This is a genomic window from Bacillus sp. FSL K6-1218 (assembly GCF_038006445.1).
In the GTDB taxonomy this organism is placed as follows: domain Bacteria; phylum Bacillota; class Bacilli; order Bacillales; family Bacillaceae_G; genus Bacillus_A; species Bacillus_A thuringiensis_S.
Genome location: NZ_JBBOVE010000001.1, coordinates 1286313 through 1299437 on the forward strand (window position 1 = coordinate 1286313; position 13125 = coordinate 1299437).

Sequence of the window (13125 nt, forward strand, 5' to 3'; positions counted from 1 at the left end):
CCTAGGCGTTTTTTGTTTGTATAAAGATATGATACAGTATAAGTGACAATTGAATTATTTAAAGTAGGTGAAAATGTGTGAAGACAAATGTTCATAAAGTTGATAAGTGGGGGAAGTTAGGAGCTTTTTTGTATCAATTTCGTTATACAGTAATTGTAGCGTTACTGTTGCTGGCAATCGCACTTGGGATTTTTGCTCCAAAGCTACCGGGAGTATTAGGTGGTGACGGTTTCCAAACGGAAGGCGACTATCAAAAAACAAAAGAAATTTTAGATAAAGATTTTAAGAGGTCTCAAGATACGCTTCTGCTCGTTTTTGAGAAAAATAAAGATGCTTCGCATGAGGAATTTAAAAAACGAATAGATGAAATTGTAAAGAATGTTCAAGAGAAAGAGAACTATGAATCTTTCCATCACCCAATCCAAAATAAAGAAATGCTACAAGGTGATATCGGTTATGCGACAATTTTATTTTCTGGGAAAACAAATAAAGAAAGAATGGAAAAGACATTACAATTTGCTGATGAGATTGAGAAAGAAAGTAATGTAGCATTAAAAGTAACACCTACAGGATTTCCGAAAATTAATCAAGAGATTAATGAAAGAACGCAAAATGATTTAAAAGTAGCAGAAATGATTGGATTACCAATTGCGTTTCTTGTATTATTATTTTCGTTTGGTAGCCTTTTGGCATCAATTTTACCGATTTTGAATGGGGCGCTTAGTGTTATTAGCACGATGGGTATATTGTATTTTATCGGTGTGGATAAAGAACTTTCTATTTTCGTGTTAAACGTTGCACCGATGATTGGACTTGCACTATCTATTGATTTTGCGCTATTATTTGTGAACCGTTTTCGAGAGGAAGTTGCTAAACGAACGGTAAAAGAAGCGATAGCAATTACATACCAGACGGCAGGACGTGCAATTGTATTTTCAGGATTATGCGTATTTGTTGGGTTGTCAGGTTTGTTTTTCTTTAAGATAGATTATATTCAATCTGTCGCGATTAGCGGAATGATTGTTGTGATTATGAGTATTTTATTCTCACTCACACTTCTTCCAGCGCTATTATCGTTAATAGGTAAAAGAATATTAAAAAAGAATCAAGTAGCACATACGCCGGCAAAAGCATGGCGTAAATTTGCACAATTTGTAATGAAACATCCAATCGCAATGATTATTGTTGTTACAACATTTATTGTTATTTGCTTATTGCCGTTACGTACAGCTAATTTGCAGTTCCCTGGTGTTGAAGCTTTACCTGAAAAGAGTGATACAAGGATTGCATATGAAAAGTATGAAGAAGCATTTAATGAAACTGTCAAAACACACACTGATGTTACGTTAGTGGTAGAGACGAAAGAAGATATGAAAGAAAAAGAAAGTCTACAAAAGATAGAAGAAGTCGTTCAAAAGTTAAAAGATGATAAGAAAGTACATGAAGTAAGAAGTTTATACGACGGGTTAACTGGAATGAAAGCAAATCAAGTTGTTGGAATATTGCAGTCGCCAGAGTCAGCGAAACTAACTCCTGTATTTGAAGCATACACGAAAGGGAATAAGACGACGATAGAAGTCTTTTTGAAAACAAAACCACGTACAGAGACTGCAAAACAGTGGGTGCGTGACTTTAAAAAGAACTATAAAGAAACGGATGTTACGTATTATCTAGGCGGAATGACGACGTTTCAACAAGAATTAGAAGATGAAATTAAAGATAAAGTTGTAATTGGTATGTCTGTTATATTTGGATCGACCTTTGTTATATTATTATTTGCATTCCGATCTATACTCATTCCAATTAAGGCAATTATTATGAATATACTTAGTTTAAGTGCAACCATTGGAATTGTTGTTTGGTTATTTGAAGGTGGTCATTTCGGTTTAGAAGCGAGTCCGGTTCTGTTTGTCTTACCAATCTTCATTTTTGGCCTCGTATTTGGGCTTAGTATGGATTATGAAGTATTTCTTATTTCACGCATTCATGAGCTCTATGAAGAAACAGGAGATAACGATCAAGCAACGTTAGAAGGGCTCGTTTCAACAAGTAGAATCATTACATCAGCTGCTTTAATAATGATTGTTGTAACTGGTGCATTCGCATTTACTGATATTTTACCAGTAAAGCAGATGGGGCTTGGCGTTGCATTAGCAATATTTCTTGATGCAACAATTATTCGTCTTATGCTCGTACCAAGCTTAATGAAGTTATTTGGAGACTGGAACTGGTGGTTGCCATTTCGAAAAAAACGAGAAAAATCATCATAAAAAAATGCTCATCATATTGATGAGCATTTTTTTATGAATAGCAAGACCTACATTTTGCAAATAGTATGTGATAAGAACATTACATACAAGTAGGTGAAGGCAATGTTTCGTTATTTTAAGTTTAAGTTAAATGATACAGTACAGTTTGCAGAAAACGATGGGCATATGTATCGCATTGTCGGTTATCGGTTAGAAAAGGGATTTTATCCAAAAGATGAATGGACTCATATCATTTATGAACTACTTAGAGAATTTGACGGGTATACGATGGATGCAGAGGAGGAAGAACTTGTAAAGGTCGTTCAAGTAGAGGATGAGTATTACAAAATACAAGAAGTATCAGGTTATCGTTATCCAGTAAAAATGAAACAAAAACAACAAGTGATGAAAATAGAAAGGATGGACGATTTATTAGATGCTTACAATGATTATAAAAGGTTGGCAGATTTCTTTAAAGATTTATCGTATGAACAAAAAGCTGAAGAAGTATTGTTAGAAATGAAAAGGCTTAGAGCTTGAGGGGCAGTCTATTATAAGACTGTCCTCTATTTTTGACGGTGCATCAAAGTGTGTTTTCCGTTACAATGAGAGAATCAATAGAAATAAGGTGATAAACAGTATGGAAACAAAGAAAAAGGGCGAATGGTGTGAAATTACCGTTCCAGCTAAATGGAATGGTATAAGTATTGAATCAGTATTAAAAGTAGAATGGGAAATACCGAAAAAGCTATTACATCAGCTTCGTATGGAAAAAGGTGTTACGGTTAACGGGGAACAAAGAAGATGGAATGAGCTTTTAAAAGAGAACGATAAGTTACAAGTTCATATGTTTGCGGAGGAAGAGTACGGTGTAAATCCAGAATATGGTGAATTACATGTAGTATACGAAGATGATCACGTACTCATCGTAAATAAACCAGAGCAAATGGACACACATCCTGCTGAAAAAGGTGGAAACGGGACACTTGCAAATCTTGTTGCTTTTCATTTTCAAATGCAAGGTTTAGAGACGAAGGTTCGTCATATTCATCGTTTAGATAAAGATACGACAGGTGGTGTCGTGTTTGCTAAGCATAGAATTGCTGGTGCAATTATGGATCGTTTATTAATGGAACGAAAAATTAAAAGAACGTACGCAGCGCTCGTTGAAGGGAAAGTAAATAAGAAACAAGGAACGATTGATGCTGCTATCGGAAGGGATCGCCATCATGCTACAAGGCGTCGTATTTCTCCAAAAGGTGACCAAGCTATCACATATTATAAAGTAGAAAAGTATTTTAAGAAGCAAAACACGACTTTCGTAACGTTACAATTAGAAACGGGTAGAACGCATCAAATTCGTGTTCATATGAGCCATAATGGTAATCCACTAGTTGGGGATGTATTATATGGTGGACAAACAAAATATATGTCCAGTCAAGCATTACATGCGATGAAGATAAATTTCTTGCATCCAATTACGAAAGAAGCAATTGAAGTTGATGTGCCGTTTCCTACAAAATTAAATAATAAAATAAAAGAATTTCAAAAAGAAAATGCGTAAAGTATAAGTTTTAATTTGAAAAAAGTAGATTTTTGCAGGGATTTCTCTAAAAGAAGCGAAGCCGTTAAGAGAAAAGAGAGGTGAGAATTACTTGATCAAATATAAGTATGTACTTGGAATATTTTTCGCTTGTCTTTTAGTTACTCTATGTCTTTACCCCTATTTACCAAATCGTATGGCAGTACATTGGAATGTAAATGGTGAGCCAAACGAGTTTATGAGTAAACAAGTTGTTGTAGCATTTATTCCTTGTTTTATTATTTTTTCATATGGATTTTTGTATATTATTTCACATAATATATTTAAGTTTAATGAAAGAGAGCATTGTATTATAGGCGGATTTATAAAGAAAATTACATTATTTATGTTGTTTATTCATATGCTTATTCTCTTGATTAATTTTGGAGATTTTATATTCTTTCAAACAGGATTAACGATTGGGATTAGCATGTTTCTTTTTATGCTGAGTAAAGAATTTAAGAAAATAAAAGGCAAAGAAAAAGATCCAATTAAATTACAAAAAATTCGTTTAGTAAGTAGACGGATTTTTCAAGTGATGGCATGTGGCATATTGTTTTCATTGTTTTTGAACTTAGAGTGGGGATTTTATATATTGCTTAGTGTAATAAGCTGTGGATCTATGTTGTTTATGTTCTATATTTTCTATTCATACATAATAGAAAGCTATGAAACTTGAAAAAGAGTCTTCTCATTATGAGAAGACTCTTTTAATCTATTTACTTTGTAATAAATTGTTGTGTCCAGTAGTTGCCGCTTTCTACATAACCAACACCGATGTGAGTGAAGCCGTTATTTAAGATGTTTGCACGGTGTCCAGCGCTGTTCATCCAAGCTTGTACTACTTCTTCAGGTGTACGTTGGCCTTGAGCGATGTTTTCACCTGCAGATGTATAAGAAATACCAAATTTCTTCATCATGTCAAACGGAGACCCGTATGTAGGGCTGTTATGATCAAAGTAGTTGTTTTTTTGCATGTCTTCAGACTTAATACGTGCTACTTTGCTTAATTCAGTATCGATTTTTAGTGCTGGTAAGCCTTGTTTTGCACGCTCAGCGTTTGTTAATTCAACAACACGTTGTTCGAACTCGCTTAAAGATTTTGCTTCTTCAGCAGGCTTTTGCTCAGCAGGTTTTTGTTCAGCAGGTTTTTGAGTATTGTTGTTTTCAGCAGGCTTTTGAGCTTCTGGTTTTTGAACTTCTTCAGCAGGCTTTTGCTCAACTGGTTTTTGCTCAACTGGTTTTTGAGTTTCTGGCTTAGCTGTTGGTTGCTCAGTTACAACATTTTCAGTAGGTTGTTGACCAGGAATAATGCAATTTGGTTGGAAGTTTCCTTGTTGCCATTGCGCTAATGACTCAACGCCCATAGATTGTAAGAATGCTTGTAATTCTTGTTGGTTCATTTGTTTCATCATTACTTTTGAATGCTGAATATTTTGAACCTTAATGTTAGATGGTTGTACTGTTGCAGCTTGTGCATCTAGAGAAGATACTCCTAAAGTAAGAGCTGTTGCAGCAGCTACAGATAATAAAACACGCTTTTTCATGATGTGTGTCCCCCTATATAAAGTTTTAATTTGTTTTCACACGATTTGTTTTTGACAGCCTGTCTGACTGACAAATTTATCGTAGCATACAATTTGCGAGAAAAAAGATGGAAAAAAATTCATAGACTTTAAAATTACCTAATTTATCCTAAGAGAAGAAGTGAGCAAAAATAAGAGAAATATAGAGTATAAAAGGAATTTATAGTGTTTTTATACTTGATTTTAAGAGGGGGTTTTTGGATGAATTTACCTAAATAGAAAATGAAGAATCCTATTGTATCAATGGTTTGAGCGATTTTTTGAGGAATATAATGGATTGATTTTTACAAAACTGTAATGTTTCTGTTGTTCTTTTTTATAATAAAGTAACATATTTTTAATGTTGTAGCAGACAAAAAAGCGGCTAGCTCTTTACATAGACGAAGGAGATAGCCGTTTTCCTATTATTACGTATGTTACGAGTTATTACGAGTTAGTTTCAATTGCTTCTAATAATAAATCTACAATGTGAATTCCTCTCATTTTATGAGAAAGCCCTTCTCGCTCAATTCCTAATTTCATTTGTAATAAACAACCTGGATTTGCAGTAACAATGGTTGCTGCTTCTGTTTCATGCACACGGTCCATTTTGTAATCTAGAAATTCCATTGATAACTCTGAATGAACAATATTGTAAATACCAGCAGAGCCACAGCAGCGGTCCGCATCTTTCATTTCACGATATGTTGCACCTTGGATAGCCTCTAGTAACATACGAGGTTCAGAAGCTGTGCGCATAACATTGCGTAAATGACAAGAGTCTTGATATGTAATAATTTGCTGCGTGAGTCGTAAATCAGTTCGCTTATGGAAGTCTAGTTCTACTAGTATAGCAGTAATATCTTTAATCTTAGAAACAAACTGCTTAGCACGTTCAGCCCACTCCGAATCATCCTTTAAAAGATAATCATAGTCTACGAGGTAAGCTCCGCAACCACCTGCATTCGTAATAATATAGTCGATGTTTAAATCTTCGAATGCCTTTATATTTCGCTTTGCTAATTCTTTTGCTCCACTCTTTTCACCAGCATGTCCATGCAATGCACCGCAGCAACTTTGTGTTTTCGGAATAACAATATCACAACCAGCTAATTGGAGAAGTTTCATCGTTGCGTTATTTGTTTCTAAAAACATCGTATCCATTAAGCAGCCTGTGAAGAATGCAACTTGTTTTTTCTTTGTACTTTCTGCAGGTAAAAATGAAGGACGATCTTTCATTGCTTTCATTTTAGGGACTTTTGGTAAAACGAGATCCATTGTTGCAAGTGTTTCAGGGAATAACTTCATAATACCTGTTTTATGTGTTAGCGTTTGTAAACCAGAACGTTGATAAAATCCGATTAGTCCGGTTAATGTTCGCATTCGATTTTGATGGGGGAATAATCCTTCAAAAACGACTTTTCGAACAGCTTTCACTGGCATTGAGAATTTTTTATTTTGATTAATAATATCTCGAGCTTCTTCTAATAAATGTCCATAATTTACACCAGATGGACAAACAGGCTCACAAGCACGGCAACCAAGACAAACGTTTAATGTATTTTCAACATCTTCATCTGGTTCGATTAAACCATCAACGACTGCTTTCATTAATGCGATACGTCCGCGCGGTGAATGTGACTCTTTATATCCGGATTGAATGTAGGTAGGACAAGTAGGTAAACAAAAACCGCATCGCATACAGTTTAGTAATTCATCTTCACTTAATCGTTCTTTAAATTCTTTTTGAATATTTTCTTTATTTAATGTGGTCATCGCTCAACCACCACTCTTTTTCGAGTGTCTTTCGCGAACATTTTTCCAGGATTCATAATGTTATTTGGATCGAAAGCTTGCTTTATTCCTTGCATAGCTGTAATACCTTCTTTACCTAATTTCATTTCTAAATATGGAGCTTTCATCGCACCAACACCGTGTTCACCAGTAATTGTGCCACCAAGTTCAATTGCTTTCGCAAATATTTCAGCAAAAGCTTGTTCAGCTCGGTGCATCTCTTCTGCATTACGAGCATCTGTCATACAAGTTGGATGTAAGTTACCATCACCAGCGTGTCCAAACGTACAAATAGGAATATTATATTTTTTTGCAATGGCATTAATAGCTTCAACCATCGGAGCGATTTGTGAACGTGGTACAGTCGCATCTTCTAATATTGTAGTAGGTTTTAATCGTGCGAGCGCTGATAGAGCACTACGGCGAGCAGTACGAAGCGCATCTGCTTCTGTTTCATCTTTTGCAATGCGAACATCAACTGCATTCATAGAGCGGCAAACGTTAGCCATGTTTTCAATATCTCGATTGACTACTTCGGGCGGGCCGTCTTGTTCGATTAATAAAATTGCTTTTACATCTGTAGGTAAACCGATTTGTGCAAACTCTTCTACTACTTCAATTGTCGGTTGGTCTAAAAACTCCAGTGTTGCTGGAATGATTTTATTTGCAATAATAGAAGAAACAGCACGTGCAGCTTCATTAATATCTTCATATAATGCAAGCATTGTTTTCTTTGTTTCAGGCATAGGAACAAGTTTTAATATGGCTTCTGTTACCACGCCAAGTGTTCCTTCAGAGCCGATAAATAAACGAGTTAAATCGTAACCAGCTACATCTTTTGCTAATTTGCCGCCAGTACGAATAATATCACCATTTGGTAAGACAAGTTCAAGCCCCATTACATAATCACGTGTTACGCCATATTTCAAACCGCGTAATCCACCTGAGTTTTCATTAATATTACCGCCGATTGTAGAAATTTTCATCGAGCTTGGATCTGGTGGATAAAATAAACCTTTTTCTTCTACCGCTTTAATAATATCAAGTGTAATGACACCAGCTTGTACAGTAATTGTTAAGTTTTCTTCATCAATTTCTAAAATATTGTTCATATGGCGGAAAATAAGGACGATACCGCTTTCAAGTGGACATGTTCCTGCGCAAAGGTTTGTTCCAGACCCGCGCACATACACAGGAATTTTGTGAGTGTTACATACTTTTAACACTTCAGCTACTTCATTTGTATTACGAGGAGCAATGACTGCATCAGGCATTGCTTGGAAGTTTGGAGTGGCATCATAACTATAAGTTAAACGCCCCATATTGGATGTATCTACATTATCTTCGCCAACAATAGATACGAATGAATGAATAATTTGTTTTTCTAACATTGGAAATCCCCCTCAAACTGTTAACGTGTTTAGTTATAATAAACAACGTGGTAACAGTGCTTTCGTTATAATGATAAAAAAGTCGAGGGATTCTTTCTATGTATAATCATCTAAAGATTAATCTGTTTTATCGTTCTTTTTTGTATGATTATCTAATAGGAGGAGTGCGAAGTATAAAACGTTTAAGTCTTTGAATTGTTTTGGATCAAGTCCTGTATGTTCTTCAATCTTTTTTAGCCTGTAATGTAATGTGTTAATGTGTATATGTAATTGTTTAGCTGTCTGTTTATAAGATTGGTTATAATCGATAAATAAGCGTAAGGTGTGCATAAGCTCAGAAGATGATAGTAAGTTTTCGATGGTACGCTCTAGAAATTGTTCACGCGTTTCGGCAGAAATATCTTGTAAACACATTTCTAAACGTAAATCTTCATTAAATACAATTTGTTTCGTTTCCAATGATACAGAAAGAGCACGTAATGCTTGTTCGTAAGATATGTTCATATTGTTTGGGGTAACTGTTTGTCCAATCCCGATATATAAAGGAATAGAAAATAAAGCTTCGCAGTCTTGTTTTAATCGTTTTAAAAATTGGTATGTTTGCTCGTTGGAGCTCATCGCTGTAAATAAAATAAAACGATCATTTCCCCACCGAACAAATAGATGCTCTTTTGTTAATATATTACGTATATGTTGCCATATTTTACGCTGGAGCATCGTGTCATTTTGGCCAATAGAAAACAAAATAAGTTGTTTCTTCTTATATAAATCAATGCCAAGTGTTTTGGCGCGATCGAGAAAACTTGGAGACCATTCTGTATTTTGAAGCCAATCAAAGACGAAAGCTTCATAAGAACGATGCTCAAGTTCTAGTTGCTCTAAAAAGTAGTTTTCATGAATTAATAACTCGGTCATCTTACGCAATATTTCTCCATAGCGTGAAATATTTTCAGGTTCTCCTGTAATTCCAATAACACCAATTACTTCGTCATGAAATAATAAAGGAAGATTCATCCCAGCCTTTACACCTTGCAACTGCCTTTCATCTTCTGTTGTAATGATGACAGTTTTCTTTTGGTTGGCGCAGCGGAGTGCACCTTCATGAAATTGACCAATTCTTTCTGTATCTGTACTTGCAATAATAACGCCTTGTATATTAATAATAATAATATTTTCTGTAATTAGTCTGCGTACTTCTCGTACAATTTTATTCGCTAAATCAGGAAATAGCATAATTGACACACCTCAAATTCTATTTGTTGTACATTATATATGTAAATTGAGTAAGAAAGGAAAATTTCACACTTTCCACACATTTATTTGTTATTTTACAATTATAACGAAATCATCCGAAGATGGAGGGAATCTTTTGAGAAAGTATGTTTTTCTTCTCTGTTTTTTATTTCTATTAGTAGGGTGTCAAGGAAGTTCATATACACCAATTGCTAAAGATAAAAATGTTATTATAACAACGAATATAAAAGAAGGCAGCATTAGTTTTATTGATAAAAAAAATAAAAAGTTAATCACGACATGGGAACTAAATGAGCCAATGGCCGGAATCACACTGCTTCCAAACGGTGAGGAAATCCTTGTATACGGTAAGCAATTAGAATATATGTATGTATATTCACTGGCGGAAGGAAGGCAAGTGGAAAAATATAAAACTGGAAAGGGCATTGTAAATGTGGTCGTATCAGAAGATAAAAAACAATTATTTGCTGCCGATCAAAATGTTCAAAAGGTAAGGTTCTTTACGATAAATGGGAAAGAGACCGGAAATGTTTCAACAGGAAAAGGTCCTATAACGATGGTAGAGTATCATAATCGGTTATCTGTACTAAACTTTTATGATACGAAACTAACGACAATTGATACGAAGAAAAAAGAAGTTGTTCAATCCTTTATGATTCCGCCAGCATCAACCGGAGCAACGATTAGTCCTGATGGGAAAGAAATATGGATTGGCGGACATGGTGATGGAAATCAAGTAAATGAGAAAGTGTTAGTGTATTCTTTACAGGGGGGAGAAATGGTGCGCTCTTTACACGCTCCATTTATGCCTGTGAATATAACGAAGGATAGTAAGTACGTATATGCACTAAGTCATGGTTCGAACACACTTAGAAAGTTTGATATTAGCACATATAAAGAAATAGCTTCTGTAGAAGTAGGATCGAATCCATTTGCATTTTTGGAGAGCGGAGCAGAAGGATATGTAGCAAGTTATGATAGTGATGAAGTGTGCGTTATGGATATGAGGAATTTGAAAATAAAACAAACAATTAAAGTCGGAAAAGGACCGTTTCAACTCATAGAGAGGGAAGGGAAGGACAATGAATAAATATAGAGTGCTAGTTGTAGATGATGAAAGTGATATGAGGCAGCTTGTTGGAATGTATTTGGACAACTTCGGATATGAGTGGGGAGAAGCTGAAGATGGAAAAGAGGCTCTTAAAAAACTAGAAACAGATCATTATGATTTCGTTGTATTAGATATTATGATGCCAGAAATGGATGGACTTTCAGTTTGTAAAGAAATTAGAAAAACGTCAGATGTGCCGATTATATTTTTAACCGCAAAAGGTGAAGAGTGGAATAGGGTGAACGGCTTACGTATGGGAGCGGATGATTATATTGTAAAACCGTTTAGTCCTGGTGAATTGGTTGCCCGTATGGAAGCTGTGTTAAGAAGATATACAAAGCAAGAACAGCAAGAAGAGATTCAATTTGGACCAATTCTTATCAATGAAAAAAGTAGACGAATAGAGGCGGATGGTGAGCCGATTTCTCTTACTGTAAAAGAGTTTGATTTACTATATTTTCTTTGTCAGCATACAGGACAAGTATTTAGCCGGGAGCAATTACTTGAAAAGGTATGGGGATATGATTATGCGGGAAGTACAAGAACAGTAGATACGCACGTGAAAACGATGCGCTTGAAGCTTGGAGAAAGTGGAAACTACATTCAAACTGTTTGGGGTGTAGGCTATAAATTCGAGGTGTAACGTATGTTTACGATGGTACAAAAACTTTGGCTTACAGTAGTATGTGCAGTATGTGTAACAGTGTCCTTTCTTTATTTCGTATCTTTATACTCATATGAAAAACTATACGTTGATAATTTAAAAGGTTCATTAGTAATGGAAGGGAAAAATCTTGCTGCTCAGTATGATAAGCGCGAAGGAATATCAATTTTTGAAGAGAAAGTAAGATCATTTGATCAAATATCTAGTTCAGACGTTCTTTTCGTGTCTAATCCGCGTGATTTAAGTGCATGTTTACCTTTTGATGTGCATCATCATTCTCTTATAAGCGAAGGAGATAGGCAAACGCTATTAGATGGGAAAACTGTGACAAAGATAGGATATGAAGAACATTTTGAACGTAATATTATGGGGGTTGTCATCCCTGTATTGGAAAATAAAAAATTAGTCGGAATTGTATATTCTTATATTCCTTTAAAAAGTATAAAAGACTTAATATATGATATGGGTCTTATTTTAGCACCACTAGCAATTGCGATGATTTTAATTACGATATGGGTTGGAAGAAAAATTATAATTGCAATAACGAAGCCGCTTTCGCAAATGGAGCGGGTTGCAAACCATTTGGCTACGGGAGATTTCTCGGAGCGGATTACCGTTTCTTCAGAGGATGAAATTGGACGACTAGGAAAAGCATTTAATAAAATGGCAAATTCATTGGAAACAGAAGATGTAAAGCGTAAGGAATTTTTAGCAAATGTTTCGCATGAACTTAGAACACCACTTAGTTATATAAAAGGGTATAGCGAGGCTATTTTAGATGGCGTTGCAAAGGGACCACAGCAGGAAAAAGTAACGCAGCTAATTCATAAAGAAGCAGGTCGTATGCAGCGTCTCGTTCATGACTTGTTAGACTTAGCACAATTAGAAGGTGAGCACTTTCCGTTAAAGAAGCAACCTATCGTTTTTTCACAGCTGATTGAAGACGTATTAGATACGTATGAGATTAAGTTTATAGAAAAGGAAATTCATATTTCAACCAATTTAAATCCAGAGGTCATTGTCATGATTGATGAGGATCGTATGCAACAGGTGCTTCATAATGTGTTAGATAATGCGATACGGTATACAAATCAAAACGGAAATATCGTTATAACTTTAGAGCAAATCGATGATTACTGTGAATTAAAAATAAAAGATACAGGAATTGGCATTGATATAGAGCATTTAGAAAATCTTGGCGAGCGCTTTTACCGAGTTGATAAAGCGAGAAGTCGTCAACATGGTGGAACAGGTTTAGGCCTTGCTATTGTGAGACAAATTGTCCATATACATGGTGGACAGTGGCAAATTGAAAGTGAAAAAGATACGGGAACAACGGTTATTATTAAACTGAATGTACAGGATGATGTGGGCATGTTCTAATTTTTAGGACATGTTCTTTATATTGAAGAAAATATTTATCCCGCTATTTGCCGGGCAGCAGGGCCCCCACCTCAAAATTCAGCGGAAGCAAAGAAGTTAGGTGGGGGCCCTGCTGCCCGTAAACACCCGATT

The 13125-nt window shown here is 35.4% G+C and carries 11 protein-coding genes; 7 read left to right on the forward strand and 4 right to left on the reverse strand.

The genetic code is table 11. The features are described from left to right. Window positions 1–77: 77 nt before the first annotated feature. The 4 genes from MHI26_RS06710 to MHI26_RS06725 all read left to right on the forward strand — a co-directional run bounded on the left by MHI26_RS06710 (window position 78) and on the right by MHI26_RS06725 (window position 4510). Window positions 78–2270 carry an MMPL family transporter gene (locus MHI26_RS06710; protein WP_061668017.1) on the forward strand — a complete coding sequence of 731 codons (2193 nt, stop codon included), beginning with the start codon at window positions 78–80 and terminating at the stop codon, window positions 2268–2270. A gap of 102 nt (window positions 2271–2372) precedes the next feature. After that, window positions 2373–2789: a hypothetical protein gene (locus tag MHI26_RS06715; protein WP_000490302.1), complete on the forward strand. Its 417-nt coding sequence runs from the start codon at window positions 2373–2375 to the stop codon at window positions 2787–2789. A gap of 100 nt (window positions 2790–2889) precedes the next feature. Then, window positions 2890–3813 (forward strand): RluA family pseudouridine synthase, encoded by a 924-nt coding sequence (locus tag MHI26_RS06720; RefSeq protein ID WP_000448354.1) that lies wholly within the window; start codon window positions 2890–2892, stop codon window positions 3811–3813. A 91-nt stretch (window positions 3814–3904) separates the two neighbouring features. Further along, window positions 3905–4510 carry a DUF1648 domain-containing protein gene (locus MHI26_RS06725; protein ID WP_000599007.1) on the forward strand — a complete coding sequence of 202 codons (606 nt, stop codon included), beginning with the start codon at window positions 3905–3907 and terminating at the stop codon, window positions 4508–4510. Between the two features lie 40 nt (window positions 4511–4550). Here MHI26_RS06725 and MHI26_RS06730 read toward each other — a convergent pair whose 3' ends face one another. The 4 genes from MHI26_RS06730 to MHI26_RS06745 all read right to left on the reverse strand — a co-directional run bounded on the left by MHI26_RS06730 (window position 4551) and on the right by MHI26_RS06745 (window position 9823). After that, entirely contained in the window at window positions 4551–5378 is an 828-nt protein-coding gene (locus MHI26_RS06730) for a CAP domain-containing protein (protein ID WP_061668016.1), read from the reverse strand. Between the two features lie 465 nt (window positions 5379–5843). Continuing rightward, window positions 5844–7172 carry a (Fe-S)-binding protein gene (locus MHI26_RS06735; RefSeq protein WP_000209626.1) on the reverse strand — a complete coding sequence of 443 codons (1329 nt, stop codon included), beginning with the start codon at window positions 7170–7172 and terminating at the stop codon, window positions 5844–5846. Then, a complete protein-coding gene (gene glcD / locus MHI26_RS06740) occupies window positions 7169–8581 on the reverse strand; it encodes a glycolate oxidase subunit GlcD (protein WP_061668015.1) in 1413 nt (470 codons plus the stop codon). The genes MHI26_RS06735 and glcD overlap by 4 nt, the downstream gene beginning before the upstream one ends. Before the next feature lie 117 nt (window positions 8582–8698). Continuing rightward, entirely contained in the window at window positions 8699–9823 is a 1125-nt protein-coding gene (locus MHI26_RS06745) for a CdaR family transcriptional regulator (RefSeq protein ID WP_003306564.1), read from the reverse strand. 127 nt (window positions 9824–9950) lie between these two features. Between MHI26_RS06745 and MHI26_RS06750 the strand changes: the two genes are divergently transcribed. The 3 genes from MHI26_RS06750 to MHI26_RS06760 are packed head-to-tail and all read left to right on the forward strand — an operon-like array spanning window position 9951 to window position 12993. Then, window positions 9951–10925: a YncE family protein gene (locus MHI26_RS06750; protein ID WP_001234159.1), complete on the forward strand. Its 975-nt coding sequence runs from the start codon at window positions 9951–9953 to the stop codon at window positions 10923–10925. Further along, window positions 10918–11589 carry a response regulator transcription factor gene (locus MHI26_RS06755; protein ID WP_001046394.1) on the forward strand — a complete coding sequence of 224 codons (672 nt, stop codon included), beginning with the start codon at window positions 10918–10920 and terminating at the stop codon, window positions 11587–11589. The genes MHI26_RS06750 and MHI26_RS06755 overlap by 8 nt, the downstream gene beginning before the upstream one ends. Window positions 11590–11592: 3 nt before the next feature. Then, window positions 11593–12993 (forward strand): sensor histidine kinase, encoded by a 1401-nt coding sequence (locus tag MHI26_RS06760; RefSeq protein WP_000494815.1) that lies wholly within the window; start codon window positions 11593–11595, stop codon window positions 12991–12993. Window positions 12994–13125 lie beyond the last annotated feature (132 nt).